Here is a 26,569-nt window from a genome sequence, read left to right on the forward strand (position 1 = left end):
GTTTGATGACCTGTCTGCGCCGCTCTTGCCGCGCTTCAGGGCTCAGCTTTCTCATGTCGATCATTTCCATAAGACATTATCTGCAGATTGAAGCTTTTATTTCAAGTTTTTTTATTTCTGATCAATAATTTTGAACAGGGCCGGGGAAGTCAGGCCGTTTTTTCTGCCTGAGCCTCCAGCCATGCGGGCTTGCGCTTTTGCAGAAAGGATTGCACGCCCTCCTTGCCCTCGTCACTGGCGCGGATGTCGGCAATGCCTTGCACGGTCTGCGCGATCAGCGCGGCGTTGATGTCGCGCTCGGCCACGTCCTGCAGCAGCTGCTTGCATTCCTTGACGGCATTGGGGCTGGCGCTGGTGAGCGCGCCCAGCAGCTCGGCCAGTTTGGCATCCAGCGCAGCTTCGTCGGGCACGACCTCGTGCACGAAGCCGATGCGCAGCGCCTCCTGCGCGCTGAAGCGCTCGGCGGTGAGGAAGTAGCGGTGCGAGGCGCGCGGCCCCATGGCGCGGATGACGTAGGGGCTGATGGTGGCCGGGATCAGGCCCAGCTTGACTTCGCTGAGGCAAAAGCCTGCGGCTTGCACGGCTACGGCCATGTCGCAGGCGGCCACCAGGCCCATGCCGCCGGCGTACACGTCGCCCTGCACGCGGGCAATGGTGGGCTTGGGGCAGGTGTAGATCACGCGCAGCATCTCGGCCAGCTTGCCTGCGTCGGCCAGATTCTCCTGGCGCGTGTAATCGGCCATGCGGCGCATCCAGTTCAGATCGGCCCCGGCGCAAAAGGCCTTGCCTTCAGCGGCCAGCACGATGGCGCGCACCTCGGGCGCTGCGCCCAATTGCGTGAAGGCCTGGGTGAGCTGGGCAATCACTTCGTCATTGAAGGCGTTGCGCACGTCCGGGCGCGAGAGGGTGACGGTGGCAACGTGGCCGGTGGTGGCGATGCGGATGGCTTGGGTCATGGCGGGTTGGAAGATGGTTATTGGATGCGGGCGTTCAGGCGTTTTGGGATTCACCATCTTGGGTGGCTGGCTCCAAAGCGAAGTTGAAGTGCTTTTGCGTGATGGTGGTTTGCAGTTGGTTGAAAAAGTCCTGTGTGGCTTTGAAGTTCACCCCTTTGGGAAGAGGGCGGTCTTGTTCTTTGGCGTAGCGGTATTCAGCCACTTTTTTGATGCAGCTCTGCAGCGCGGTGATCTGGTCAGGCATGCACAGCGCGGCACAGGTCAGCAAGCGGCGTGCGGCGCGTTGGCGCTCTTCGTATTGCTGGCGGATGGGGGCTTTGAAGGCTTCTTCTTCCTCGGCGCTCCGTTGGCCGCTCTTGGCTGCGATGCCGTCGTGCTTGACGGTGGCCAGCGCACTGGCGGAGCGCTCACCGCCCATGACGCTGATGCGGGCGTTGGGCCGCATCCACAGAAAGCGCGGGCTGCAGGTGCGGGCAGCGCTATTGAGGGCGGGGACGGGAAAATTATGGAGCAAATTCATAATGGCAAAACATTGCCGCATTCGGCCATGAGTGGAATTGATCGTCAATACGGGGTCTGGCCGGGAGTTGCCTTGCGTAAAAATTAATCTGTTGATTCTTTTAACACCCACTTGCCATCAATTTTTCTTATTACAATGCTTTTCTTGAGAGAGTTTCCATCAGTTTCAGTGCGCTCGCTAATTTTTATGTGGCCAATTTCCTTGTTGTCTTTGTATTGAATCCCCACGGTTGTCGAAGGGGTGGGTAATCCGCTGTCTACAATTAAATATTCCAATTCATTGTGTTTTCTTAGGATGCCAATATAGGCGTTGCTTTGTTGGTTCTTTATCGCCAGGTGCGAGTGATTGTCAGAGGGTCCTTCTTCATTCTGTTGAACCCAATATTGATCATGTTTATCTTGCGTTCCGCAAGATATAAGCGACAATGAAGATAAAATTAATAAACAATTCTTTCTCATAAAATTCCTTACAAATAAATTTCCATTCGCTCTTGCAATTTTTGCTTGAGGCTTGGGTAGATAGCAGTCACAGCCCGCCCCTTTGCACGGGTATGGGCTGGCCCGCTCGCAGCGCCTGCGTGATGGCATTGCGCTGGCGCCAGATGCTGCGCACGTAGGGGTCGGAGATGATGAAGCGGCCGTGGCCGATGCGGGCAATCAGGTTTGCGGCAATCAGCGCGTCCACCGTGGTTTGCACTTGCTTGACTTCCACCGGCAGCCCCAGGGCAGCGGCGTAGTCGGCCAGTGCGGCCTGGCCGTAGAGCTCGCGCGTGCCGTCTTCCGGCCCGTTGGCAATGCGGGCAAAAACCAGCTCGGCCAGCTCGCCACCAATCTCGCCGGCGCGGGCAAATTCAATGTCGGCTGCGGTCGAGGCCAGGGTGGCGCAGATGAGGTCAAACTCGGCATCGCTGCCTTGTGGCGCGGCCTGAAATTGGCCCAGCGCACGCTCGAACTCTTCCGGGCGGTGGCCCAGGGTTTGAAAGCCGCGCCAGGCGGCCTCGGGCGAGGGCAGGCGCACGCCATCGGCGGCCAGCTGGTTGAGCTTCCACTGCACGTAGGCTTGCGGCAGCGGCTCGAAGGTCGCGGTCACCGCGCCCTTGAACGGGTGTGAGGGCTTGGTGGCCATGTCGTTCATCAGTGAGCGGTGCGAGCCGGTGCCGATGAACAGGAAATGCCCGGGTGCCTCGGGGTTGCCATTGACTTCATCGCGCGCGGCTTTGAGGGCGGCCATCAGGGCATTGCCCGCCGCGCCTGCGGCCTGCTGCACTTCGTCCACGATCAGCACCACATCGGTCCGGGCCTGATGCACCAGCTCGTGCATGGCCTGCGCCAGGGTGGCGCCGCCTTGGCGGCCCAGCGTGTCGAGTTGAAAGCTCAAAGACAGGCCCGCTGCGCCCAGCCCCATGCCTTTGAGGCGCTTGAGCATGTCTGCCCCAGGCGTTTGCAGCGCGTGCAGCTCTTTGCGCACCGCCTCCAGCACCAAATCAAGGGGGGCGCGGTTCACGTCGGCCCACAAATCCACATAGATGACGATGGCGCCGCGCTGGCGCAGCTCTGGCACCAACTCGTTGCGCAAGAAGGTGCTTTTGCCAACGCGCCGGATGTTGGACAAAAACACACCCGAGCGCACGCCGGTGTGCAGCCCCGAGGGGCTGAGCAATTGATCGGCCAGCGCCTTGGCGTAGTCAGGGCGGGGGAAGAGCATGGCGAATTACCTTGAATTACTGTTTTCAGGTAATTATTGCTGTTTTGGTAATTTTGGGTAAATCATGGGCTCAGCGTTGGGCGTTCAGCGAGAAGTCGCCCCCACGCTGAACCTCCCATCACATGCGGAACACGCCAAACTTCACGTCTTCCACCGGCGCATTGCGTGCGGCCGACAGGCCCAGGGCCAGCACGCGGCGGGTGTCGATGGGGTCGATCACGCCGTCGTCCCACAGGCGGGCGCTGGCGTAGTAGGGGTGGCCTTGTTCCTCGTACTGCTGGCGGATGGGGGCCTTGAAGGCTTCCTCCTCCTCGGCGCTCCATTGGCCGCCCTTGGCCTCAATGCCGTCGCGCTTGACGGTGGCCAGCACGCTGGCGGCCTGCTCGCCGCCCATGACGGAGATGCGCGCGTTGGGCCACATCCACAGGAAGCGCGGCGAGTAGGCGCGGCCGCACATGCCGTAGTTGCCCGCGCCAAAGCTGCCGCCAATGATGATGGTGAACTTGGGCACGTTGGCCGTGGCCACGGCCGTGACCATCTTGGCGCCGTGGCGCGCAATGCCTTCGTTTTCGTATTTGCGCCCGACCATGAAGCCGGTGATGTTCTGCAAAAACACCAGCGGGATCTTGCGCTGGCAGCACAGCTCAATGAAGTGCGCGCCTTTTTGCGCGGATTCGGAAAACAGGATGCCGTTGTTGGCGATGATGCCCACCATCATGCCCTCGATGCGGGCAAAGCCGCAGACCAGCGTGGTGCCGAAGCGGGCCTTGAATTCGTCCAGCTCGCTGTCGTCCACGATGCGGGCGATGATCTCGCGCACGTCAAAGGGCTTGCGTGTATCGGTGGGGATGATGCCGTAGAGCTCCTCGGCGGCAAAGCGCGGGGCCTTGGGCTGGGCGTCGGCCGGGCAGGGGGCCTTGCTCCATTGCAGGTTCTTGACCTTTTCGCGCGCCAGGGCCAGGGCGTGCATGTCGTTTTGCGCCAGGTAGTCGGCCACGCCCGAGAGGCGCGTGTGCACGTCGCCGCCGCCCAGGTCCTCGGCGCTGACGACTTCGCCCGTGGCGGCTTTGACCAGCGGCGGGCCACCCAGGAAGATGGTGCCCTGGTTCTTGACGATGATGGTTTCATCGCTCATGGCGGGCACATAGGCGCCGCCGGCGGTGCAACTGCCCATGACGACGGCGATCTGCGCGATGCCCTGGGCGCTCATATTGGCCTGGTTGTAGAAGATGCGGCCGAAGTGGTCGCGGTCGGGGAATACGTCATCCTGGTTGGGCAGGTTGGCGCCGCCCGAATCGACCAGATACACGCAGGGCAGGCGGTTCTGCATGGCGATTTCCTGCGCGCGCAGGTGTTTTTTCACCGTCATGGGGTAGTAGGTGCCGCCTTTGACCGTGGCGTCGTTGCACACCACCATGCATTCCACGCCGTTGATGCGGCCGATGCCGCAGATCACGCCGGCGCAGGGCGCAGCGTTGTCATACATGTTCAGCGCGGCCAGGGGCGCGACTTCGAGGAAGGGCGAGCCGGGGTCGAGCAGGGCCTGCACGCGATCGCGCGGCAGCAGCTTGCCGCGCGACTGGTGCTTGTCGCGCGCGGCCTGGCCGCCGCCTTGTTCGATGCGCTCGAACTGCTGGTTCAAATCGTCCACCAGGGCGCGCATGGCGTCGGCGCTGGCTTGGAAGTCTGCGGAGCGGGGATTGATCTTGGAAGTGAGGATGGCCATAGGGGGTTCTTGTGTGCTGGCCCCTTGCCGGGGCCTGGTGTTGGGGGTGTTGCGGGGGCGTTCTGAACGGGGTTTTCAGGCGGTCTTGGCTTCGCTCAGGCCCAGCAGTTTCTTCATTTCGTCGCGGATGGCGAATTTCTGGATCTTGCCCGTCACCGTCATCGGGAAGGCATCGACGAAGCGGATGTAGCGCGGCACCTTGTAGTGCGCGATCTGGCCCTTGCAGAATTCGCGGATGTCGTCCTCCGTCACCAGCGCGCCGGGCTTGGCGATGATCCAGGCGCACAGCTCCTCGCCGTATTTTTCGTCGGGCACGCCCACGACCTGCACGTCCTGCACCTTGGGGTGGCGGTAGAGGAATTCCTCGATCTCGCGCGGGTAGATGTTCTCGCCGCCGCGGATCACCATGTCCTTGATGCGGCCGACGATGTTGACGTAGCCCTCATCATCCATGGTGGCCAAATCGCCCGTGTGCATCCAGCCCTCGGCGTCGATGGCTTCGCGGGTTTTCTCCTCATCGCCCCAGTAGCCGTGCATCACGGAGTAGCCGCGCGTGCAGAACTCGCCCGACTGGCCGCGCGGCACGGTCTCGCCGGTGCCGGGATCGACGATCTTGATCTCCAGATGCGGCTGAACTTTGCCGACGGTGGTCACGCGGCGCTCCAGCGGCGTGGCCGTGTCGCTCTGGCAGCTCACCGGGCTGGTTTCCGTCATGCCGTAGGCGATGGTGATTTCCGACAGGTGCATTTGATCGACCACGCGGCGCATGACTTCAATGGGGCAGGCCGTGCCGGCCATGATGCCGGTGCGCAGGCTGGAGAGATCGAACTCGGCAAAGCGCGGGTGGTCCAGCTCGGCGATGAACATGGTGGGCACGCCATGCAGGCCAGTGCATTTTTCGGCCTGCACGGTCTCCAGCACCGTCAGGGCGTCAAAGCCGTCGTTGGGATAGACGATGGCGCTGCCGTGCGTGATGCAGGCCAGATTGCCCAGCACCATGCCAAAGCAGTGGTACAGCGGCACAGGGATGCACAGCCGGTCTTCTGGCGTGAGCTTCATGCACTCGCCAATGAAAAAGCCGTTGTTGAGGATGTTGCGGTGCGTCAGCGTGGCCCCCTTTGGAAAGCCCGTGGTGCCGCTGGTGAACTGGATGTTGATCGGGTCGGTGTTCCTCAGGCCGGCCTGCACCTGTGCGACTTGCGGATCATTGGCATCGCCCGTGGCCAGCAGCTCGGAAAAGCGCTGCATGCCTGGCTGCTCCTGGCCCTGGCCGGGCACGTCGATCCAAACCACGCGACGCAAAAAGGGCAGGCGGCGGGCGGCCAGTTGCCCAGGCTCGCATTGCTCCAGCTCGGGGGCCAATTCACGCAACATGCCCAGGTAGTCGCTCGTTTTGAAGCTGGGCATGGCCACCAGGGCCTTGCAGCCAACCTTGTTGAGCGCGTATTCGGCCTCGGCCGTGCGATAGGCCGGGTTGATGTTGACCAGCACCAAGCCCACTTTGGCTGTGGCCAGTTGCATCAGCACCCATTCCACATTGTTGTGCGACCAAATGCCGATGCGATCGCCTGGCTGAAGGCCTGTGCGCAGCAAAGCGCTGGCGAATTGGTTGACTTTGGCCTGCAGCTCGCGGTAGGTGTAACGCTGCCCCTGGTGGCGGCTGACCAGCGCTTCGCGCCCGGGGTGCTGCAGCGCCATGGCGTCGAAGAAATCGCCAATCGTTTGCTCGATCAGGGCAGGCGCGGCGTTACCTTGAGCATAGCTGTCCATGCTGTGTCTCCTCTTGTTGTGTGATGGGCCCCAATCCGGGGCGCGCGCGGCATCTTACTGTGGCAAGGGCTAGCCTGGTGTTTGGACTGGGGCACAAAAAGTGCCAGAATGCGCCCAGTTCTGTGAACCTGCGCCTGCCGATGAAAAAGCCCGCCAATGCACCAGCCATGGCCGCTGCCGCCGCGCCCATGGCGCCTGGCCCATCCAGGAAAACCCCAATACAGCAGCCCGCCAAGGCCACGCCCCTGGATTTTGTGCTGGTAATCCTGCAGGCCTATGAGCGCTACGGCAAGGATCCGCAGGCGGCGCTGGAGCATGCACAAATCACGCCATTGGAGCTGCGCAATCCTGGCGGCTGCATCACTGCCTTGCAGATGGAGCGTTTGTCCAGCTATGCCATGCGCGAGCTTGACGATGAGGCGCTGGGCTGGCTGTCGCAGCCATTGCGTTGGGGCAGCTATGGCTTGCTGGCGCGGGCCTCGATCTCGGCGCCGAACCTGCGCGTGGCGCTGCTGCGCTGGTGCCGCCACCACGGCTTGCTCACGCGCGACGTGCAGTTGCAGCTGGAGGTGCAGCGCAAGCAGGCGACGATCTCCGTGCACGAGCTGCTGCAGGCGCCGCTGCCGCAGCGCCGCCTGGGCCTGCTGACGCTGCTGCGCAATATCCATGGCTTTTCTTGCTGGCTGCTTGATTCGCAAATTCCCTTGTCGGGCGTGCAGCTGCCCTTTGCCGCGCCACCCTATGCCGCCGAGTTGGCGCGCATGTTTCCAGGGCCGATCGTCTATGGCGCGGCCTGCGCCAGCATTGGCTTCGATGCCAGCTATCTGGACATGCCGCTGCGCCGTGGCGAGGCCGCGCTCAACCAGATGCTGCAGCGCGCGCTGCTGGTGGTTGTCAAGCCCTACCGGCGCGACCGGCTGGTGCAGCAGCGCGTGCGCCAGCTGCTCAGCCATGCCGATGGCAGCGCCCACACCGCCCAGAGCCTGGCACGCCAATTGCATGTTTCGGTGCGCAGCCTGCACCGTTTTTTGCAGGACGACGGCACCAGCTTGCAGGCCATCAAGGACGAGGTGCGCCGCGAGCGCGCCATGCAGCTGTTGGCGCGCACCGACTATCCGGTCAAGAAGGTGGCTGCGCTGGTGGGCTTTGACAATGCCAAGAGCTTTACTCGTGCGTTCACGCGTTGGCTGGGGGTTTCACCCAATGCCTACCGCCGCCATCAAGAGCGCTGAAGCGGTGTTTTCTGGCCGGCCGGCCGCAAGGGCGCCACTGAGCGGTTTGCCCAGGCGGCGATGAGTGCGACAATGCCGGGCGTTTTCGATGCTGCGGCCATGTGGCCCTGGCGCAGGGTCGCATGGCTCTTGGCCTTGCTTGGCTGGCTGAGGCTTTGCAGAACTTCCCTTGATTCATTCCATACAAAAAAGAGCATACCGTGAGCGTCGACAGCCAAACTTTCAACCAGCGATTCGATCAGTACGGCCAATGGCGCGCCGAGTTCTCCAGCGAGCTGCGGGAATTCTCGGACTGGTTAGAGAGCAAGGGGCTGCGCAACAACGCCACCATGGAGCGTCTGGCACGGCTGCAAAGCCAGGCGGCCAACGACAAGATCACGGTGGCCTTCGTGGCCGAATACTCGCGCGGCAAGTCGGAGATGATCAACGCGCTGTTCTTCTCCAGCTACGGGCGGCGCATCATGCCCGCCAGCGCTGGGCGCACCACCATGTGCCCGACCGAGCTGACCTGGGACGACGCCCACCCGCCGGGCGTGCGCCTGCTGCCCATTGAGACGCGCAAGCTCAGCGCCAGCCTGGCGGACTGGAAGCTCAAGCCCTCGTCGTGGCTGAATGTGCCCTTCGACCCGCACTCGGGCGACAGCGTGGCGCAGGCGCTGGAGAAAGTCACCGAGACCACCCAGGTCGATCAGGAAGAGGCGCGCCGCCTGGGCTTCTGGTCCGACGAGAACGAGGAGGACAACCCGCCGGTCAACGCCTCGGGCATTCTTGAGGTGCCCAAGTGGCGCCACGCGCTGATCAACTTCCCCCACCCGCTGCTGAAGAAGGGCATGGTGATCCTGGACACGCCGGGTCTGAATGCCATTGGCGCCGAGCCCGAGCTGACTGTCAGCCTGCTGCCGCAGGCCCAGGCCGTGCTCTTCATCCTGGGCGCAGAAACCGGCGTGACGCGCTCGGATCGCCAGATCTGGCAAGAGCACCTGGCACGTCACGTGGATTCGGTTGGCCTGCGTCTGGTGGTACTCAACAAGATCGACGTGCTGTGGGATGAGCTCACCAGCAAGCAGGAACAGGAGGAGCAAATCAAGCGCCAGCGCCAAAGCGTGGCGGAAACGCTGGGCGTGCCCACCAGCCACGTGCTGGCCGTTTCGGCGCAAAAAGCCTTGGTGGCCAAGATCAACAAGGACGACAAGCTGCTGCGCGACAGCGCCATTCGTCGCCTGGAATGGGTGCTGGTCGATACCCTGCTGGGCCAGCGCCATCTGATCCTCAACCGTGCGCTGATGCGCGGCCTGACAGAGATCCGTGCCGAGGCGCGCCAGTTGCTGCACGTGCGCCTGCGCGATCTGACCGAGCAAATTCAGGAGCTGACCAGCCTGCAAGGCAAGAACAGCAGCGCGCGGCGCAGCATCCGCATGCGCATTGCGCGTGAGCGCAAGGAGTTTGACAGCAGCGTCAACAAGATCCTGGGTCTGCGCGCTGCGCAGAACAAACTGCTCAATCAGGCATTCAACCAGCTCAGCGCCAAAACCATCAAGGGCGAACTCAACACGCTGGCTGGCGAGCTACAGGGCAAGATGCTGACGCTGGGCTTTCAAAAGCGCTTCATGGAGACTTTCTCCAACCTGCGCGAGGTGCTGGAGAGCAGCCAGGAAATTGCCAACCAGATGCAGCGCGTGCTGGTTGACTCCTACAACAGCCTGAACACGGAATTTGGCTTTGCGCTGCAGCCGCCCGAGGAGGTGGACCTGCGCCAGTTCGCCTTGGATTTGGAAAAGATCGCCGAGGGCAACAAGCACCACTTCTCGATCACCAACGTGCTCAAGCTCTCTTCGACCGAGTTCAGCGAGCGTTTGGTCTCGGCCATCTCGATGCGGCTGCGCTCGGTGTTCGAAGCGGCCTCCAATGAGCTGGAGCTGTGGAACAAGGCGTCGACGGCGCAGCTGGATGTGCAGCTCAAGGAGCGTCGCCACAGCTTTATCAACCGCAGTGAAACGGCCGAGCGCATCGAGCAGGCTGACCTGGATTTGACCGAGCGCCTGCAGGAGCTACAGGACGACACAGCGGCCCTCAAGGAGGTGGCCTTGCAGCTGCACGATCGCGCCGAGCGGCTGGAGCTGTCGCTGCACTCCATCACCCGCAGCATGGATTTGGGCAGCAGCGCCACGGCTGCGGCCAGCGCTTGATGACAGCGCCCGAATCGGTGGCGGTCGAATTGGCCGACGCCGAGCCGGCCAGGCTGCCCACTGCCATGCAGCAGGAGCAGGCCTTTGCCGCCCCAGCCCAAACCCTCACCCCATTCAGTGAGCGCCTGATCGCCTGGCAGCGGCGTGCCGGCCGCCACGGCCTGCCCTGGCAGGGCACGCGCGACCCTTACCGCGTCTGGCTGTCGGAAATCATGTTGCAGCAAACCCAGGTGCAAACCGTGCTGCGCTACTACCCACGTTTTTTGCAGGCTTTCCCCAGCGTGCAGCAACTGGCCCAGGCCAGCCAGGACCAGGTGTTGCAACTCTGGAGCGGCCTGGGCTATTACAGCCGTGCGCGCAACCTGCATCGCGCCGCGCAGCAGGTGGTGGAGCAATGGGGCGGTCAGTTCCCGCGCGATCCGCAGCAACTGGCCAGCCTGCCGGGCATTGGCCGCTCCACGGCCCATGCCATCGCCGCCTTTTGCTTTGGTGCGCGCGAATCCATCCTCGATGCCAACGTGCAGCGCGTCATGGCGCGCTGGCTGGCCTTCGATGGCGACCTGGCCAGCGTTGCCGCCGTGCGCAGCCTGTGGCAGCAGGCGCATGAACTGCTGCCCCGGCAAGACCTGCAGCGCGCCATGCCTGCCTACACCCAGGGCCTGATGGACTTGGGCGCCATGGTTTGCACCCCGCGCAAGCCCGACTGCGACGCCTGCCCCTTGGCGGCCGACTGCCGTGCGCGCCTGCAGCAGCGCGTGCTGCATTACCCGGTCAAGACCCGCAAGCTGCAGCGCCGCGCACTGACCTGGCTGTGGCTGGTGGTGCGCGATGCACAGGGCCGCGTGCTGCTGGAAAAGCGCCCGGCGCGCAGCGCCTCGGGCTCCATCTGGGCGCAGCTGTACTGCTTTCCCTGCTTTGAGCAGCGGGAGCAGCTGGAGCGCTTTCAGATCGCCTGCGGCTGGGCGGGGCTGCCGCTGAAATGGCAGGCGGAATTTCGCCACGTGCTCACGCACCGCGATTTGACGTTGCGCCCGGCGGTGCTGCAATTGCCTGCTGATGCTGATGCGCTGTTGCCGTCGTCTGGAATGGAGCAGGCCCATGCACCCAATCCATTGCAATGGGTGCCGGTAGAGCACATCCTGGCCGGGCAATGGGCTGTGCCCGCTGCCTTGCTGGGCTGGCTGCGCCAAGGCTGGCTCTGAACTTGGTCATATGGCCATATGGCTGGCAGGCATATCCAAAGAAAAGAATATTCGTAAGGGCGCTGCGCGCGCGCTTCTAGAATCTGCGCTGTTCGCGGCCTTGGCGCTCGCCAGGCAGGTCAACCCCGGCAGGCCCTCAGGCATTCAAGCCACTTGCGTCGGCGCTGGCATGGCTGGTCGGGCGCACCTCACCTCATCTCCATCTCATCTCTTTTCCAAGAACCGTTTTGCAAGGAATCTTCATGATGAAAAAACTGCTTCCCCTGGTGGCCGCTGCGGCCCTGTCCTTTGCGGCCCTGCATGCCCAGGCCCAGACCAAACTGGTGGTGGGCGCTACGCCCGTGCCTCATGCCGAGCTGCTGAACTTCGTCGCTCCCAAGTTGAAGGAGCAGGGCATCGAGCTGGAGGTCAAGGAGTTCACCGACTACGTGCTGCCCAACACCGCCACGCAGGAAAAGCAATTGGACGCCAACTTCTTCCAGCACCTGCCTTACCTGGAGAGCTTCAACAAGGACCGCAAGACCCAGCTGGTGCAGCTGCCCAAGGGCGGCGTCCACATCGAGCCTTTTGGCGCCTACTCGAAGAAGATCAAGGCCATTGGCGAGCTCAAGGAAGGCGCCATCGTCGCCATCCCCAATGACCCGACCAACTCCGGCCGTGCGCTGCTGCTGCTGGACAAGCACGGCGTGATCAAGCTCAAGGACAACGCCAACATCACCTCGACGGTGGCCGACATTGCCGAAAACCCCAAGAAGCTGCAGTTCCGCGAGCTGGAGGCGGCCATCCTGCCGCGCGCGCTGGACGACGTGGACCTGGCGCTGATCAACACCAACTACGCGCTGGAGGCCAAGCTGGTGCCGGCCAAGGATGCGCTGCTCATTGAAGGTGCGGACTCGCCCTACGTGAACATCGTCGTCACCCACGCCGACCGCGCAGACGATGCCGCGCTGCAAAAACTCACTGATGCACTGCGCACCGAGGAAGTGCGCGAGTTCATCAACACCAAGTACAAAGGCGCCATCGTGCCGGCGTTCTGAGCAGGCGCTGGGATCGTGAGCAGGTCTTGAGCGCCTGCGCCCGATACAAACAAAAGCCGCGCCGATCGTGCATGCGATCGGCGCGGCTTTTTGTGTGGTTCAGTCGATTTTCAGAGTGGCGTCTCAACCCAGCGAGACAGCAGGGTTGAGCGTGTACAGCCCGGTGATGCTGGCCTGGCCCAGTACCTGTGCGCGCTGCAGCGCGGCGCGCACGTTGGCGCCCGTCAGCGGGCCATCGACCTGCAGTTGCGGCTGCGCCAGCGCATAAATCGTGAAAACGTAGCGGTGCCGCAGCGCATCGTTCCACGGCGGGCAAGGGCCGTCGTAGCCGTAGTAATCGCCCTGCATCTGCGCGTCGCCGGCAAACCAGCCGGTGTAGTCGTTGATGCCGTGGCGCATGCCGCCCGGCGCCTCGGGGCCGCTCTTGCCGCGCGGCGTGACCCCGTCCGAGTGCGCGCCAGCGGCGATTTCCGTGATTGTGGCGGGGATGTCCAGCAGCAGCCAGTGAAAGAAATCCACGCGCGGCAGATCGGCCGGCACGGTGCGGCCTTCCTGGTTCACGTCGTCGCCACGGCTGGGCACGTCTGGGTCGTGGCAGATCAGCACGAAGGATTGCGTGCCTGCCGGCGCCTCACTCCAGGCCAGGTGCGGATTGCGGTTGGCCGACAAGGCCACATGGGTCTTGGCGTCGGGCACGCCGAAGGCAAATTCGCCGGGGATGGCCTGGCCATCCTGAAAGCTGTGGCTGATGAGCTTCATGCAGATTCCTCCTGTGTGTCGTCAATGGCAGCGGTCGATTGTAGGCGCCGCTTCATTGCACGCACACTGGCGCTTGCCCGGGCGGCAGCGCGGCCATGCGGCCGATGACGCTGGCCTGGGCAAAGCCGGCCTGGGTGAACAGGCGCAACACCTGGTCAGCGGCCTCGGGCGCGCAGGCCACCAGCAGGCCGCCGGAGGTCTGCGGGTCGGTCAGCAACGCGCGCGTGGCCTCGTCGCAGTTTGCGGGCAATTGCACGTTGTCGCTGTAGGACTGCCAGTTGCGCGCCGAGGCGCCGGTGACGATGCCCTGTGCCGCCAGCTCGCGCACGCCCGGCAGCAGCGGTAGCTGCGCGCATTGCAGCTGGGCCTGCAAGCCTGCGCCGCGCGCCAGCTCCAGCGCATGGCCCAGCAGGCCAAAGCCCGTCACGTCCGTCATGGCGTGCACGCCTTGCAGCGCGGCCAGTGCCGTGCCGGGGCGGTTCAGTTGCGTGGTACTGTGCAGCATCCGGGCATAGCCTTGCTCATCGAGCTGGCCCTTCTTCAGCGCCGCCGAGAGCACGCCCACCCCCAGCGGCTTGCCCAGGATCAGCACGTCGCCGGCCTGCGCGCTGGCATTGCGCTTGAGCTGGGCCGGATCGACGATGCCAATGCCCACCAGCCCGTAGATGGGCTCGACCGAGTCGATCGAATGGCCACCGGCCAACGCAATGCCGGCATCGCGGCACACGGCCTCGCCGCCTTCGAGAATGCGGGCAATGGTCTCGTGCGGCAGCACCTGAATGGGCATGCCGACGATGGCCAGCGCAAACAGCGGCGTGGCGCCCATGGCGTAGATGTCCGACAGCGCATTCGTGGCCGCAATGCGGCCAAAGTCGTAAGGGTCATCGACGATGGGCATGAAGAAATCCGTCGTGGCGACGATGGCCTGGCGCTCGTTGATCTGATAGACCGCGGCATCGTCGGCCGTCTCGGTGCCCACCAGCAACTGCGGGAACTGCTGCGGCAGCGGCAGGCGGCTGCGCGCCAGCAAGTCGCTGAGCACGCCTGGGGCAATCTTGCAACCGCAGCCCCCGCCGTGCGAGAGCGAGGTCAGCCGCGGCGGCGAGGCTGGGGAAGAAGCAGATGAATTCATGGCAGAGACGGTTCAAAACGCGTTGCCGACACAGCGCAGGCAAAAAAACAGCCCGGCCAACAAGGGAGAAGGTCGGGCCAGACTGTGCCGCGCGGAAGCGACAGCACGCGCATGGGTGGCGGAAAGCAGCAGGAGTCGAACCTACCAGGGAGCGTCTGACACCCCCTACCGGGTTTGAAGCCCGGGCGCACCACCGGGTGCGTATGCCTTCCAGAACATACGGCCTGCAGGTTGCAAAGCCTGCAGGCCGGAAATGCACAGCTCAAGGCCCAGCTGTATGCGCTGCGGCCCTGAGCGATGATAGGGCGCGCTCGCTCAGAAGCGCTTGCGGCGCCAAGCAGCCACGCCCATCAACAGCAGGCTGAGCAATCCCAGCGCTCCATGCCCCAGGGTGGGCACGGGCACGGCGCCGTTGATCAGCGGTGCAGAACGCACCACGAGCGAAGCCGTAGCCGGTGTGGTGTCGCCAGCGACGCTGGCCTCGATGGTGTAAGTGCCAGCGGGCAGCTTGTTGGTGGCGGTGACGGTGTAATTGCCGCTGCCATCGGTGGTGGTGGTCAGGGTCTCGACGATGGTGCCGTCAGGGCGCTTGATGAGCACGGTCACGGTTGTGCCAGGGGCAGCGTTGCTGGTCGAGCCGCTGAAGGTGGGCAGCTCATCAGGCGACACGGCAGCCGGTGGGGGCAGCGTGGTGTCTGGGGTGGCTGCGGCGGTCACTGTCAGCGGCTGGCTGGCCGGCGTGGTATCGCCATCGACATTGGCCTCGATGGTGTAGGTGCCAGCGGGCAGTTTGTCGGTGGCAGCCACGGTGTACTTGCCGCCGGCATCGGTGGTGGTGGTCAGCGTGGCGACGGGTGTGCCGTCAGGGCGCTTGATGACCACGGTCACCTTCGTGCCGGCAGCTGCATTGCTGGTCGTGCCGCTGAAGGAAGGCAGCTCGTCGGTCGTCACGTTCGCTGGTGGGGCCAGCGTGGTGTCGGGTGCGGGCGCTACAGGGGCCGCAGTCACGGTCAGCTTTTGGCTGGCCGGCGATGTATCACCATCGACATTGGCTTCGATGGTGTAAGTGCCAGCGGGCAGTTTGTTGGTGGCGGCCACGGTGTAATTGCCGCTGGCATCGGTGGTGGCGGTCAGCGTGGCAGCGGTGGAGCCATCGGCGCGCTTGATCACCACGGTCACGGTTGCGCCAGCTGGAGCGTTGCTGGTCGTGCCGCTGAAGGTGGGCAGCTCGTCGCTCGTCACGTCTGCTGGCTGGCTCAGCGTGGTATCGGGCGGCAGAACATTACAGGCGGATTGCTCCACTTTTTGCAGGCTCAGCCATACAGCGCCGCCAACGCTGGTGTTCTGGATGGCCAGCACCAACTCATTCTCCCCAGCCTTCCATTGGTTGGGCATAGCGGCCCCGCCCAGGACTTGAGGCAGCGTCGGTGCAACAGCCACCTTGGCGCCGTTGACGTAAACGCCTTGAATGTAGTCGTCCACGCGCAGATGAGGCTGCCCTGGCGCGAACACCCCTGCGGGGATGGTGATGGCGTAGCTGGCAGGGTCTACCGAGCCGTCGAGCTTGAAGCGGTAGCGAAAGTAGTGCACACCATACTGTGCAAGCTGGGGTGTGCCAATGGCTGGGTAATGGCCTACGGCAATGCCAGGGTAGGTGTTGTACGGAGCTTGAGTGCCTGGCGTAAGGTAGCGATCCAGCTCATGACCGGTAAAGAATTTCCAGGTCTGGTCGGGCAGCGCATCCGGCGTGGGCGGGGTGCCCCTGCCTGTGCCTACGTCCACTCGGCTGCCGTATTCCCAGCGCGGCTGGTTGCCTCGGTCGGCTGCATCAGCGCTGCCGTCGGCGGTGCGGGTGTTGAACTGGCCCTCTACGGTATCGGCATCGGCTGGGCGATTGGCATCGCAGTAGAAAGTGGGGGGCGTGCCCGGAGGGGTAATGGCCCAGGCGGCTGTGCTGGCGCACAGGCCGGAGAAGGCGCCCAGCGTCGCCAGCAGGCGAACCGTGTAGGCTGGACGAGGGTAGTGGTTGGTTGGCATGGTTCTCTCTCAGACGGGTTTGGAGTTGTTGTTAAAGGGGGGGTGGCGCTGGCCGCAGGCTTACAGAACTCGATGACAAGCCCCGACGCCGAGCGTAACACCTCTTGGAGCTGGCTCAAAGTCTGCGGGAGAGGAAAGAGTGTGGATTGTTGACGGTCTGTGGCGTTTTCAGGGCCTTGCCATGCCGCCAGCGCGGTGGCTTGGGGCCGTTGCCTTCCGACATGTCTGGCTGAGTATGGAGCGGCCCTCAGCGCGCCAGCAGCGCCACCACCGCCAGCATGAACAGCGCCACGAACAGCGTCTCGCTCACCAGCAGCGCCACCGGCCGCCAGCCCAGCGCCAGGATTTTCTGGAACGAGGTTTTCACCCCCAGCGCTGCGATGGAAATCACCAGCGCCCATTGCGAGGCGCCGCCCGCCGCCGCCTGCACGGGTGCGGGAATCCAGCCCAGGCTGTTGACCACCACCAGCGCCACGAACACCAGCAAAAACAGCGGCAGCAGCGGCGGGCGGCTGGCCTGCTTGCCCCCGGCGCGGGCAAAGGCTGCCACTTCATCGCGGAAGATGAGCGCCAACACCAGCACCACGGGCACCAGCATGGCCACGCGCATCATCTTGGCCAGCGTGGCCGCCTGCGCCACCTCGGGCGAGACAATGTTGCCCGCGCCCACCACCTGCGCCACGTCGTGGATGGAGCCGCCCAGAAACAGCCCCGCCAGCGGCACCGGCCAGCCCGCCCATTGCACCAGCAGCGGGTACAGCACCATCACCACGGTGGACAGCGCCGCCACGCCAATGGCCGTCATCAGCGTGTAGCGCTCGTTGTCCTCGGTCTGAGGCAGCGTGGCCGAGATGGCCATGGCCGCCGAAATACCGCAAATGCCCGTGGCCCCGCCGGAGATCAGGCCGAACACCGTGGGCTGCGCCAGCAGCCGCGCCATGAGCAGGCCAAAGCCGATGGTCAGCACCACTGCGCCCGCCAGCGCCGCCACGCCCCAGCCGCCCAGTGCGCTCACGTCGGCCAGGGCAATGCGCGCGCCCAGCAGCGCCACGCCAAAGCGCACCAGCTTCTTGGCCGCAAACTCGATGCCCGCCTGGCAGCGGCCATGCTCGGAGAGGAAGTGCAGCGAAATGCCAATCAACAGCGCATACAAAAACTTGGGGCCACCGTAATGCTCGGCCACGAAAGTGGCGGCCAGCGCCACCACCACGGCCACGGTCAGGCCGGGCAGCAGGGCGCGAAGGGAGTGGGCAAACGTGTGAAAAGGCGATGCGGGCGCTGCGCGGGTGTTTGGCATGCGGCAAATTTTATGGCGCGGCCAACGGCTGAAAACCGGGCCGATGGTTGTTGCGGGCTTCAGTGCCGCACAGCGCAGCCCAATATGTGCCTTTTGGTGTGCCTTTGATGGAGCGATGCTGCATCAGCGCATCACGTACGCATCACGTGCGCATCGCGGATGCGGCGGGTGTGGCCGCTGCGGTCGAAGTATTCCAGCACCTGGATGGCGCGCTTGCGGCCCAGGGCGGTGGCGTCGCGGAAGTGGCGCGCCTGCACGGCCTGCTGCGGGCTTTGGCGGGCCAGCTCGGCGGCGATGGCCAGCAGGGCGTCGATGGCTTCGGGGCTGTAGAACAAATCCTTGATGACCTGGTGCAGCCGCCCCTGGCGCGCCAGCTTGCGCAGCAGTTGGCGCACTTCCTCCTCGGGTAGCTGGTGGGCCTGGGCCAGATCGCGCACCCAGGGCGGATCAAAACGCCCTGCGGCGATGGCGGGCAGCAGCCGGGCGGCGCGCTGCTCCTCCTGCGCGCTCAGTTGCACGCGGTGGCTGGGCAGGTGCAGCCAGGGGCCGGTCTGCGCGAGCTGACCTTGCTCCAGCAGGGCGGCGAGCAGGCCGCGCCATAGCGTATCCGCCCCTTGCGGCGCAGCGGGCGGCAGGTCGGGCAGGGCCATGCGGCGCAGCCGGGCGGCGTTCACGCCCGGCTCGTCGGGCGTGCGCTCGTGAAAGCGCGCCAGCGCCTCGCACACCTTGGCCTGCAAGGCGGCCCAGTGCTGCGGGGCCAGCAGCAGTTGCTCGGCCTCATCCGCGCCCAGGGCGATGCAGCCCGGCGGCGCGGGCAGGCTGCGGGCGGGTTGCCCCAGCAGGCGCGCCAGTTGCGCGCGGCCCATGCCCCAGGGAGCTTGCCCGATGAGAGGGGCGATGTCGCCGGTGTCGATGGCGGTCTGCACGGCATCCAGATAGGCCATGCGCTCGGGGCTGCGGCGCTTGCGCTCGGGGGCGTTGGGGTCGAGCACCTGGCCGCCCGCAATGGTCTGGCTGGCCTGGGCATTGCGCAGGATGAAGCGATCGCCTGCGGTGACGAAGACCTCCTCATCCAGCACGAGCTGGGCGCGCGCCTGCTGGCCGCAGGCGATGTGCGAGCCCTCCAGCGGCACGACGTGGGCCGTGCGGTGGGCCGTGCCCAGGTGCAGGTGCACGCTGGTCCAGGGGCCGATGGGCTTGGCGGCGTTGGCTTCAGTCTGGCCCGATGGGTTGATGGGCTGGGCCTGGCTGGCCAGCACGCGCAATTGCACGTCCAGCCGGCGCGTGGCCTGCAGCGCTTGCGGCTCGGCCATCCAGTCGCCCCGGGCAATGGCCGTGCGCTCGATGCCCGCCAGATTGAGGGCCACGCGCTGGCCGCTGTGCCCGGCCTGGGCCGGCTGGTTCTGGGCGTGGATGCTGCGCACGCGCACGCTCTGGCCGCTGGGGCTGTGGCGCAGCACATCGCCCACGCGCACGCTGCCGCCAAACACGGTGCCGGTGACGATGGTGCCCTGCCCCGGCAGGGTGAAGCTGCGATCCACCGCCAGGCGGAACAGCCCCTGGCTGGGCCGGGCGGGAAAGCGCCGCGCGGCATCCAGCAAATGCGCGCGCAGCGCCGCCAGCCCGGCGTCGGCGGCATCCAGCGCGTTGGTGGCAAAGACGGGAGCGCCCGCCAGCGGCGTGCCCTGCAGCAGCGCGGCGACCTCGGCCTGCACGGCGGCCAGCCGCGCGGGCGAGGCGCGATCGGCCTTGTTCAGCGCCACGCAGCCCTGGCGCACGCCCAGCAGCTCGAGGATGGCCAGGTGCTCGCGCGTTTGCGGCATGGGGCCGTCGTCGGCGGCGATGACCAGCAGCGCATGGTCAATGCCCACGGCCCCGGCGGCCATGGTGTGGACGAATTTCTCATGCCCGGGCACGTCGATGAAGCCCAGCACCTGCTGCGTGCCCGGCACGGGCAGGTAGGCGTAGCTCAGCTCGATGGAAATGCCGCGCGCTTTTTCTTCAGGCAGCCGGTCGGTGTCCACGCCGGTGAGGGCGTGCACCAGCGCGGTCTTGCCGTGGTCGATGTGGCCTGCGGTGCCGATGATCATGGTGTGGGCCTGAATGTGAAAGAGTGGGTGCTCAGGCGGCATGCCTGCGTGGGAGTGTGGTGCTTGCGTGGAATATGCCGTGACTCATGGTAAAAAACCGGCGTTTCAAGGCAGATTACCGATGGCGCGTATTTTGCACTGCCCGCTTTCTTGCCAAATTGTCAATCTGCCATGCGCGTTTTCTTTTTGCATCGTGCTGCCGCGATTGACGCAGATTCATCCAACCACAAAGAGGAGAAACATGAGCACAATCTTTTTTGCCCGCCGCAGCAAGGCCTTCATTCTTGCCGCTGCCAGCGCGTTTGCCCTTTGCCTTGCACAAGATACTCGTGCCGATATTGATTGGAGTACCCCGAGCTGGGGCGGCTACAGCTCTGACTTTCTCACCTACGATGTCAACAGCCGCCTGCAGCTGCAAAACACGTTTAACAACCACAACCGCGTTTTCGGCAACAGCTCAGGCAGAAGAAGCAAAAAGTCTGGCGCCAAAGAGCAGGGCCAGAAAAACCCGAAAGCCTATCAATACCAATATTCGCAAAGTGTCAGCCAGCAAACCGAAGAAGCCTTCATTGCCAACTTGCTGGACCATGCCAAGAAAACCGGCACTCTGGATGCGGCAGCCGAAGCCAAAATCCGCCGCATGCAAAGCTGGAATTTCATCCCCACCATCCGCGAAACCCTGCGCAAAAAAGGTGGCAGCAAAGACAGCGTCGCCCAGGCCATGGCATTCTGGCTGGTCATCAACTACGGCACCATTCGCAAGGCGCAAGACATGGGCGTGGAAACCGGCAATTTGGTCAATCAGCTTGAAACGGTGATGAGCAAGGACAAGGACATGCTCGCCATGAGCGATGCCGACAAGCAACGCCTTGCTGAAAACCTGCTCTGGCTTGCCCTGGTGCAAATCGTCATTCAGGAAGAAGCGGGGCAGGACCCTGCCGCGCTGCAAGCCGCAGCCAACCAGGCGCGCAGCAATTTGAAAAGTCTGGGCATTGATCCGGACAAAATGACCATTGGCAAAAACGGCCTGGCCCTGCATTGATGGTTGGGTTTTCACGCTATTGCGTGCATTTCGTTTTGAATGCCTCGAATGAAAAATGCCAGTCAATGGCATTTTTCATTTGGGGTTTCCTTTTCCGAAAGTATCTGCGCCAAGGTGGCGAGCTGGGCGGTGAATGCGGCTTCTTCCTGCGCCAAGAGGCAGCGCAAGTCCAGCCACAGCGCATCCTGGGCGATGCGGCCGATGACGGGGCGGGGCAGTTGGCGCAGCGCTTCTTCCAGGCGCAGCAGTTGGCGGCCACGGCCTTTTTTCGCGGCCGGGCGCACAGCCAGAGCGTAGCTGGGCAGGGTGTCCACGGGCAGGGCGCCGCTGCCGATCTGGCTGAACACCGGCTCGGCCTGCACGGCCCAGGCATCGCCCAGCGCGGCTTGCAGCAGCGGTTGCAGCACCTGGGCCTGGCGGGCGATTTCGGCCTGGCTGCGGGTGAGCAGGCGCAGCGTGGTCAGGCGCTGGGGCAGCAAGTCGGGCATGCGGTAGAGCTGCAGCACCGGCTCCAGCGCGGCCAGGGTGAGCTTGCCCACGCGCAGCGCGCGCTTGAGCGGGTTTTTCTTGATTTTGGCGATCAAGTCCTTGCGGCCCACGATCAGCCCGGCCTGCGGGCCGCCCAGCAGCTTGTCGCCGCTGAAGGTGACGACGTCGGCCCCGGCGGCGATGGTCTGGCGCACCGTGGGCTCGGGCGGCAGGCCCCATTGCGCCATGTCCACCAGCGTGCCGCTGCCCAGGTCCACGGCCAGGGGCAGGCCGTGCTGGCGCGCGATGGCGGCGGCTTCGGCCTCGCCCACGGCCTTGGTAAAGCCCTGCACGGCGTAGTTGCTGGTGTGCACCTTCATCAGCAAGGCGGTGCGAGGGCCGATGGCGTTGGCGTAATCGTGCGCGTGGGTGCGGTTGGTGGTGCCCACCTCCACCAGCTTCGCGCCCGCGCGGGACATGATGTCGGGGATGCGAAAGGCCCCGCCGATTTCCACCAGCTCCCCGCGCGAGACGATGACTTCCCGGCGCGCGGCCAGCGCATGCAGCGTCAGCAGCACGGCGGCGGCGTTGTTGTTGACGACGGTGGCGGCCTCGGCCCCGGTCAGCTCGCACAGCAGCGGGGCGATCAAGTCGTCGCGGTCGCCCCGCCCGCCGCTGGCGATGTCGTATTCCAGATTGGCCGGCGCGCTCAGCGCGCGCACCACGGCCTGCACGGCCTCATCGGGCAACAGGGCGCGGCCCAGGTTGGTGTGCAGCACCGTGCCCGTGAGGTTGATGACGGCTTGCAGGCGCGGCGCAAAGCGGGCCTGCAAATGCTGCCGGGCCTGCGCGGCCAGGGCATCGGGCGTGATTTGCGCTGCGGTCAGTTGCCCGGCGCGCATGGCCGGGCGCAAGGCATCGAGACAGGCGCGCGCCGCCTCGGTACAGGCGGCCGTGCCCCAGGTGGCGATCAACGCCTGCATGGGCGGCGCGGCCAGCAGCTTGTCCAGCGCGGGCAGGCGCAATTGGGGGGGAGTGGGGGCGGGCATGGCAGGGCTTGGGGAGTGCTTGACTGGGAATGTGATGTGGTCTTGGGTGTATTCGATCGATTACAATTCATGCGTGTTCACGATCAAGCAAACGCAAGAGTTCATCGATTGGCTGGCTGGCATCACAGATGTCATGACGCGAGCCCGGTTGCTTGCACGCTTGCGCAAACTGTCACTGGGCTTGTGGGGCGATGCCCGGCCTGTGGGCGAAGGGGTCAGCGAATTGCGTGAGCATTTTGGCCCAGGCTGGCGGATGTACTGCGTTCAGCGTGGCCCGGTGATCGTGGTCATGCTGGGTGGTGGCAGCAAGCGTACGCAGGCTGCGGATATCGCTGCCGCCAAGGCACTTGCGGCGCAGTTGGAGGATTGACAGTGGTCAAGATTACAGACTTGAAAACCTTTGATGTGGCCGAGCATTTGGACAGCGGGCAAGCCATCGCCCAATACCTCACGGCCGTTTTGGAAGAGGGCAACCCGGCGCTTTTGGCCGCAGCCTTGGGGGATGTGGCGCGTGCGCGCGGCATGAGCAAGGTCGCTGGAGATGCCGGAGTCAGCCGGGAGGCGCTGTACAAAGCACTGCGAGCCGATGCACAGCCGCGTTTCGAGACCATTCAGCGCGTCATGGCGGCGCTGGGTGTGCGGCTGGTGGCCGTGCCAGTGCAGCCTTGAAGGAGATGGCTTGCGCTTGACGGGAGTACGGGGCCCGGTCTGATTCGGGTTTTGCCGATCGCATCAAGACGGTTCGCGCTCTTGGTTCGCTTGCGTTTCGGCCTGCACCATCAGGCTGGGTCCAAGCGCCTGACGGCCGCTGGCGAAATCCTGCGAGAGCGTGATGCGGTAGCCCGCGCAGGCCAGTTCGGCCTCGGCGCTGGCGGGGTCGTAGCCCAGGGATTGCATTTCTTCCTGGCTCATCAGCGGCTGGGTTTTCCAAGCCGTGGCAGGCAGGCCGTGCTGGCGGCTGAAGCTGGCGACCATCTCGGCCAGCGGCGTGGTGGCGGTGTAGGAGATGCCGCCGGGCAGTTGGCTCTGGCCGTCAAAGCCAAGGGCAAAGCCGATGACCTTGCCGTCTTGATCGAGCCGGATGTGGCGGATGCTGGACACGCCGGGCATGGCCTTGTCGATGGCCACATCGGTCGGGATGACGATGGCGCTGCCGTTGCCATTGCGCTTGGCCTGGGGGATGGTTTTCTGGATGTCCGCCAGCGTTGCGCCCAGGTGCAAGCCGTAAAAGCCAATGTTTTGCGCGGGCGGGCAGGCCGCCGCGCCGGCTGGGGTTTCGGCCAGCGCTGGCAGGCTCAAGGTCACGGCGGCTAGTAGCAGGGCCGTGTGCAGGGTGTGTCGGGGCATGGCGCTTTCCTGATCGTGGATTTCTTGAAGCCTGCCAAAAATCGCGGCGCGAATGGACAGGCAAGGGCGCAGCATAAGGCTTTTGTGGGTGAAGGCTTGCTCTTTTGCCCCCAGCCGCGCACTCGCCGCTCACCGTTTGCCCGCCAGGAATTCCGACGGCGTGCAGCCAAAGTGCTTTCTGAATGCCGCGCTGTAAGCGCCGGGGCTGCCATAGCCCGATTGCAGCGCGGCCTGGGTGATGGGGGCGTCAGCCAGCAGCAGGGGCAGCGAGTGCAGCAGGCGCATTTGCTGGCGCCATTGCCCAAAGCCCAGGCCGGTGTGCCGGAGAAAGCGCCGTTGCAAGGTCTTGGCGCTCATGGCCGATTGCGCGGCCCAGGCGGCGGCTTCGCGGGCGTCGTCGGGTTGCGCCAGCAATTGCGTGCAGATGCGCGCCAGTGTGGCATCGGCGGGCCAGGGCAAATGAAATGGGCGGTGAAGGGGGCGATGAAGGGGCTGGCCGGACGTGGCGGTGTCGCTATCAGCCCCGGCGCTGAGTTCGGTCACCAGCAATTGGCCCAGCAGTTGCGCGCGCGGTGTGGGCGGCTGGGCTGGATCGACCAGGGCCAGGGCGGCGATGAGTTCGCGCAGCAGGGCTGAGGCGTGCAGCACGCCGTCGTGCGCGGGCAGGGCTGGCCCATGCGCGGGGTGAATGAAGACGCCATAGGCGCGCACGGCCACGGGCGTGTGCAGGCGATGGGGCACGCCCGGGCGCAGCCAGACGGCGGCGGTGGGCGGCAGCAGCCAGTGGGCAGCCGGGGTTTGCACGCGCAACACGCCTTCGGCGGCATACAGCACATGCCCGCAGGCGTGCTGGTGCTCGGGCACGCTGTGGCCGGCGGGGTAGCGCACGGCTACGCAGGTGGCGGGCAGGGGGCTGTGTTCGTGCAGGTACAAGTCCAGCGCGTGCGCGGCGCGCTCGGGGGTGGGGGCGGTGTATCCCATTGGAGAAAGAGGGCTTGGATCGCTCGAAGATGTCCATTTTGCAAAAGAATTTGTCTGATTTTTTGTAGATGGACAAATGGCGGCTGCCTACAGTGCCTGTTTCCCGAGAACTTCCGTGAACAGAGCACCACGCAACCCATGCCCATGCTGACCCGCCCCGCCGCCAAATACCCTGCCTTTGCCCCAATCGATTTGCCCGGGCGCCAATGGCCTTCGCGCACGCTGGCGCAGGCCCCCGTCTGGCTGTCCACCGATTTGCGCGATGGCAACCAGGCCCTGTTCGAGCCGATGAACCGCCAGCGCAAGCTGCAACTGTTTCACGAGCTGGTGCGCATTGGCTTCAAGGAGATTGAAATCGGCTTTCCCGCCGCCTCGCAAACCGATTTCGAGATCGTGCGGCATCTGGTGGAGCAGGGCCTGATCCCCGAAGACGTCACGCCCATGGTGATGTGCCAGTTGCGCGAGGATTTGATCGAGCAGACCGTGCGCAGCGTGCAGGGCGCGCGCCGCGTCATCGTGCATCTGTACAACGCCATCGCCCCCGTGTGGCGCGAAGTCGTGTTCGGCATGGATGTGCCGCACATCATCGCGCTGGTCGAGCGCCACATCGCCTTGCTGCGCCGCCTGACCGAGCAGCAGCCGCACACGCAATGGGTGCTGCAATACTCGCCCGAGACTTTTTGCATGGCCGAGCTGGACGTCTCCCTGGCCGTGTGCAACGCCGCCATCCGCGCCTGGGATGCCAGCGCGGCGCGGCCCATGATCGTCAACCTGCCCACCACGGTGGAAGTGAGCACGCCCAACGTCTTTGCCGATCAGATCGAATGGATGCACCGCCGCCTGGAGCGGCGCGAGCACATCACGCTGTCCGTGCACCCGCACAACGATCGCGGCACCGGCGTGGCCTGTGCAGAGCTGGCCCTGCTGGCGGGAGCGCAGCGCGTGGAGGGCTGTTTGTTCGGCAATGGCGAGCGCAGCGGCAACGTCGATCTGGTCACGCTGGCGCTCAACCTCTACACCCAGGGCATCGCGCCCGGGCTGGATTTTTCCGACATCGCTGCCGTGGCCCGCATCGCCGAGCAATGCACGGCCCTGCCCATCCACCCGCGCCACCCTTACGTGGGCGATCTGGTCTTCACCGCCTTTTCCGGCTCGCACCAGGACGCCATCGCCAAAGGCTTTGCCGCCCAGCTCCCCGATGCGCCCTGGCGCGTGCCCTACCTGCCCATCGACCCGCAAGACCTGGGCCGCACCTACGACAGCATCGTGCGCGTCAACAGCCAATCGGGCAAAGGCGGCATCGCCTTTTTGCTGCAACGCGATCATGGCGTGCGCATGCCGCGGCGCATGCAGGTGGAATTCAGCGCCATCGTGCAGCAGGCGGCCGATGCCAGCGAAACCGAACTCTCCAGCGCGCAACTGTGGCAATTGTTTGCGCAGACGTATCTGAGCGCCGATGGCGGCTATCTCGGCCATCGCCTGTTTGACGCCGAAGGCGGCCAACAAGGCATCGAGCTGCGCTTGCAAGGGGTGGATGGCCAGCCGCAAACCCGGCGCGGCGTGGGCAGCGGCCCGGTGGAGGCCGCCGTGGCCGCGCTGGGCCTGCCGCTGCGCATCGACAGCTTCGAGCAAAAAAGCCTGGGCCACGGCGCCCAAGCCCAGTCGCTGGCCGTCATCGAGGCTGCCTGGCCCGGCCAGCCCGGCACGCGCTTTGGCGCAGCCGTGCATGCCAACACCGCCACGGCCGCCGTGCGTGCGGTGCTGAGCGCCGCGGCGCGCTGGGGCGGCCTGGGCAGCGTGGGAGATGCGGTATCGCGCGGCAGTTGACGATTTTTTACGATTGCCACAGGCATGGCACAATCGCGCCCCCGCGTGGCATCGCTGCGCGGGGCTTTGTTGTTTTAGGGCCCCTTAGAACCTGTTCAAAATCCCTGCGCGGTGTGCAATCAAGCGGATTTGGGCGGTCTGCCGCGTTGCAAAGCCTCGCCATAGCAGCCCCAGCTATGGCTGTGTTTTGCGCCTTGCAGCCCATCC

At 64.8% G+C, this 26,569-nt stretch carries 21 protein-coding genes, 1 tRNA gene and 1 pseudogene; 8 read left to right on the forward strand and 15 right to left on the reverse strand.

The window, feature by feature from the left end; genetic code table 11:
• Positions 1–149: 149 nt before the first annotated feature.
• The 6 genes and pseudogenes from CLI93_RS03980 to CLI93_RS04000 all read right to left on the reverse strand — a co-directional run bounded on the left by CLI93_RS03980 (position 150) and on the right by CLI93_RS04000 (position 6,676).
• Entirely contained in the window at positions 150–956 is an 807-nt protein-coding gene (locus tag CLI93_RS03980; RefSeq protein WP_095995694.1) for an enoyl-CoA hydratase/isomerase family protein, read from the reverse strand.
• A 34-nt stretch (positions 957–990) separates the two neighbouring features.
• Positions 991–1,428: pseudogene (locus tag CLI93_RS15340) on the reverse strand (carboxyl transferase domain-containing protein); the annotation flags it as partial.
• Positions 1,429–1,559: 131 nt separating this feature from the next.
• Positions 1,560–1,934, reverse strand: coding sequence for a hypothetical protein (locus CLI93_RS14715; protein ID WP_143326984.1), 375 nt, complete (start codon positions 1,932–1,934; stop codon positions 1,560–1,562).
• A 67-nt stretch (positions 1,935–2,001) separates the two neighbouring features.
• On the reverse strand, positions 2,002–3,180 hold the full coding sequence (locus CLI93_RS03990; protein ID WP_095549360.1) for a P-loop NTPase family protein: 1,179 nt from the start codon (positions 3,178–3,180) through the stop codon (positions 2,002–2,004).
• A gap of 118 nt (positions 3,181–3,298) precedes the next feature.
• The gene (locus tag CLI93_RS03995) at positions 3,299–4,906 is read right to left on the reverse strand and encodes a carboxyl transferase domain-containing protein (RefSeq protein ID WP_095541738.1); all 1,608 of its coding nucleotides are present in this window, start codon (positions 4,904–4,906) and stop codon (positions 3,299–3,301) included.
• A 75-nt stretch (positions 4,907–4,981) separates the two neighbouring features.
• Positions 4,982–6,676 carry an AMP-binding protein gene (locus tag CLI93_RS04000; RefSeq protein WP_095541739.1) on the reverse strand — a complete coding sequence of 565 codons (1,695 nt, stop codon included), beginning with the start codon at positions 6,674–6,676 and terminating at the stop codon, positions 4,982–4,984.
• A 188-nt stretch (positions 6,677–6,864) separates the two neighbouring features.
• Between CLI93_RS04000 and CLI93_RS04005 the strand changes: the two genes are divergently transcribed.
• The 4 genes from CLI93_RS04005 to CLI93_RS04025 all read left to right on the forward strand — a co-directional run bounded on the left by CLI93_RS04005 (position 6,865) and on the right by CLI93_RS04025 (position 12,333).
• A complete protein-coding gene (locus CLI93_RS04005; protein WP_095541862.1) occupies positions 6,865–7,908 on the forward strand; it encodes an AraC family transcriptional regulator in 1,044 nt (347 codons plus the stop codon).
• Between the two features lie 200 nt (positions 7,909–8,108).
• Positions 8,109–10,094, forward strand: coding sequence for a dynamin family protein (locus CLI93_RS04015; protein ID WP_095541740.1), 1,986 nt, complete (start codon positions 8,109–8,111; stop codon positions 10,092–10,094).
• Positions 10,095–10,159: 65 nt separating this feature from the next.
• On the forward strand, positions 10,160–11,296 hold the full coding sequence (gene mutY, locus CLI93_RS04020) for an A/G-specific adenine glycosylase (RefSeq protein ID WP_095541863.1): 1,137 nt from the start codon (positions 10,160–10,162) through the stop codon (positions 11,294–11,296).
• 242 nt (positions 11,297–11,538) lie between these two features.
• Positions 11,539–12,333 (forward strand): MetQ/NlpA family ABC transporter substrate-binding protein, encoded by a 795-nt coding sequence (locus CLI93_RS04025; RefSeq protein WP_095541741.1) that lies wholly within the window; start codon positions 11,539–11,541, stop codon positions 12,331–12,333.
• 123 nt (positions 12,334–12,456) lie between these two features.
• Here CLI93_RS04025 and CLI93_RS04030 read toward each other — a convergent pair whose 3' ends face one another.
• The 6 genes from CLI93_RS04030 to selB form a co-directional block, all read right to left on the reverse strand.
• Positions 12,457–13,092, reverse strand: a complete 636-nt coding sequence (locus tag CLI93_RS04030; protein WP_095541742.1) for a YbhB/YbcL family Raf kinase inhibitor-like protein — start codon at positions 13,090–13,092, stop codon at positions 12,457–12,459.
• Positions 13,093–13,144: 52 nt separating this feature from the next.
• The gene (gene selD / locus CLI93_RS04035; protein WP_095541743.1) at positions 13,145–14,224 is read right to left on the reverse strand and encodes a selenide, water dikinase SelD; all 1,080 of its coding nucleotides are present in this window, start codon (positions 14,222–14,224) and stop codon (positions 13,145–13,147) included.
• A 116-nt stretch (positions 14,225–14,340) separates the two neighbouring features.
• A tRNA-Sec gene (locus CLI93_RS04040) sits at positions 14,341–14,436 on the reverse strand.
• 103 nt (positions 14,437–14,539) lie between these two features.
• Complete coding sequence (locus tag CLI93_RS04045; protein WP_095541744.1) at positions 14,540–16,261, reverse strand: IPTL-CTERM sorting domain-containing protein; 1,722 nt, start codon at positions 16,259–16,261, stop codon at positions 14,540–14,542.
• A gap of 247 nt (positions 16,262–16,508) precedes the next feature.
• A complete protein-coding gene (locus tag CLI93_RS04050; RefSeq protein ID WP_095541745.1) occupies positions 16,509–17,558 on the reverse strand; it encodes a YeiH family protein in 1,050 nt (349 codons plus the stop codon).
• A 131-nt stretch (positions 17,559–17,689) separates the two neighbouring features.
• Positions 17,690–19,648: a selenocysteine-specific translation elongation factor gene (selB, locus tag CLI93_RS04055; protein ID WP_095541864.1), complete on the reverse strand. Its 1,959-nt coding sequence runs from the start codon at positions 19,646–19,648 to the stop codon at positions 17,690–17,692.
• Positions 19,649–19,727: 79 nt separating this feature from the next.
• Here selB and CLI93_RS04060 point away from each other — a divergent pair, with 79 nt between their 5' ends.
• The gene (locus CLI93_RS04060; protein WP_143326338.1) at positions 19,728–20,690 is read left to right on the forward strand and encodes a DUF6683 family protein; all 963 of its coding nucleotides are present in this window, start codon (positions 19,728–19,730) and stop codon (positions 20,688–20,690) included.
• Between the two features lie 62 nt (positions 20,691–20,752).
• On the opposite strand, the gene selA is transcribed toward CLI93_RS04060, so the two are convergent.
• Positions 20,753–22,207 (reverse strand): L-seryl-tRNA(Sec) selenium transferase, encoded by a 1,455-nt coding sequence (gene selA / locus CLI93_RS04065; RefSeq protein WP_095541747.1) that lies wholly within the window; start codon positions 22,205–22,207, stop codon positions 20,753–20,755.
• Between the two features lie 46 nt (positions 22,208–22,253).
• Between selA and CLI93_RS04070 the strand changes: the two genes are divergently transcribed.
• Entirely contained in the window at positions 22,254–22,577 is a 324-nt protein-coding gene (locus CLI93_RS04070; RefSeq protein WP_338066615.1) for a type II toxin-antitoxin system RelE/ParE family toxin, read from the forward strand.
• A gap of 20 nt (positions 22,578–22,597) precedes the next feature.
• Positions 22,598–22,876 carry an addiction module antidote protein gene (locus tag CLI93_RS04075; RefSeq protein ID WP_238946393.1) on the forward strand — a complete coding sequence of 93 codons (279 nt, stop codon included), beginning with the start codon at positions 22,598–22,600 and terminating at the stop codon, positions 22,874–22,876.
• Between the two features lie 63 nt (positions 22,877–22,939).
• Here CLI93_RS04075 and CLI93_RS04080 read toward each other — a convergent pair whose 3' ends face one another.
• Together CLI93_RS04080 and CLI93_RS04085 are read right to left on the reverse strand one after the other, a co-directional pair.
• Positions 22,940–23,554, reverse strand: coding sequence for a hypothetical protein (locus tag CLI93_RS04080; RefSeq protein WP_143326339.1), 615 nt, complete (start codon positions 23,552–23,554; stop codon positions 22,940–22,942).
• Positions 23,555–23,683: 129 nt separating this feature from the next.
• The gene (locus CLI93_RS04085) at positions 23,684–24,535 is read right to left on the reverse strand and encodes an AraC family transcriptional regulator (protein WP_095541751.1); all 852 of its coding nucleotides are present in this window, start codon (positions 24,533–24,535) and stop codon (positions 23,684–23,686) included.
• A gap of 144 nt (positions 24,536–24,679) precedes the next feature.
• On the opposite strand from CLI93_RS04085, the gene CLI93_RS04090 reads away from it, so the two are divergent.
• Positions 24,680–26,362 carry a 2-isopropylmalate synthase gene (locus tag CLI93_RS04090; RefSeq protein ID WP_095541865.1) on the forward strand — a complete coding sequence of 561 codons (1,683 nt, stop codon included), beginning with the start codon at positions 24,680–24,682 and terminating at the stop codon, positions 26,360–26,362.
• Positions 26,363–26,569: the final 207 nt, after the last annotated feature.

This window comes from Vandammella animalimorsus (assembly GCF_002288875.1).
Taxonomy (GTDB): Bacteria; Pseudomonadota; Gammaproteobacteria; order Burkholderiales; family Burkholderiaceae_C; genus Lampropedia; species Lampropedia animalimorsus.

Coding starts and splice junctions, on each gene's coding strand:
- CLI93_RS04085 (WP_095541751.1), bottom strand. CDS start 24,535: ATGGGATACACCGCCCCCACCCCCGAGCGCGCCGCGCACGCGCTGGAC.
- CLI93_RS04050 (WP_095541745.1), bottom strand. CDS start 17,558: ATGCCAAACACCCGCGCAGCGCCCGCATCGCCTTTTCACACGTTTGCC.
- selD (WP_095541743.1), bottom strand. CDS start 14,224: ATGAATTCATCTGCTTCTTCCCCAGCCTCGCCGCCGCGGCTGACCTCG.
- CLI93_RS03980 (WP_095995694.1), bottom strand. CDS start 956: ATGACCCAAGCCATCCGCATCGCCACCACCGGCCACGTTGCCACCGTC.
- CLI93_RS04025 (WP_095541741.1), top strand. CDS start 11,539: ATGATGAAAAAACTGCTTCCCCTGGTGGCCGCTGCGGCCCTGTCCTTT.
- CLI93_RS03995 (WP_095541738.1), bottom strand. CDS start 4,906: ATGGCCATCCTCACTTCCAAGATCAATCCCCGCTCCGCAGACTTCCAA.
- CLI93_RS04080 (WP_143326339.1), bottom strand. CDS start 23,554: ATGCCCCGACACACCCTGCACACGGCCCTGCTACTAGCCGCCGTGACC.
- CLI93_RS04030 (WP_095541742.1), bottom strand. CDS start 13,092: ATGAAGCTCATCAGCCACAGCTTTCAGGATGGCCAGGCCATCCCCGGC.
- selA (WP_095541747.1), bottom strand. CDS start 22,207: ATGCCCGCCCCCACTCCCCCCCAATTGCGCCTGCCCGCGCTGGACAAG.
- CLI93_RS14715 (WP_143326984.1), bottom strand. CDS start 1,934: ATGAGAAAGAATTGTTTATTAATTTTATCTTCATTGTCGCTTATATCT.
- CLI93_RS04090 (WP_095541865.1), top strand. CDS start 24,680: ATGCTGACCCGCCCCGCCGCCAAATACCCTGCCTTTGCCCCAATCGAT.
- CLI93_RS04045 (WP_095541744.1), bottom strand. CDS start 16,261: ATGCCAACCAACCACTACCCTCGTCCAGCCTACACGGTTCGCCTGCTG.
- mutY (WP_095541863.1), top strand. CDS start 10,160: ATGCAGCAGGAGCAGGCCTTTGCCGCCCCAGCCCAAACCCTCACCCCA.
- selB (WP_095541864.1), bottom strand. CDS start 19,648: ATGATCATCGGCACCGCAGGCCACATCGACCACGGCAAGACCGCGCTG.
- CLI93_RS04005 (WP_095541862.1), top strand. CDS start 6,865: ATGGCGCCTGGCCCATCCAGGAAAACCCCAATACAGCAGCCCGCCAAG.
- CLI93_RS03990 (WP_095549360.1), bottom strand. CDS start 3,180: ATGCTCTTCCCCCGCCCTGACTACGCCAAGGCGCTGGCCGATCAATTG.
- CLI93_RS04000 (WP_095541739.1), bottom strand. CDS start 6,676: ATGGACAGCTATGCTCAAGGTAACGCCGCGCCTGCCCTGATCGAGCAA.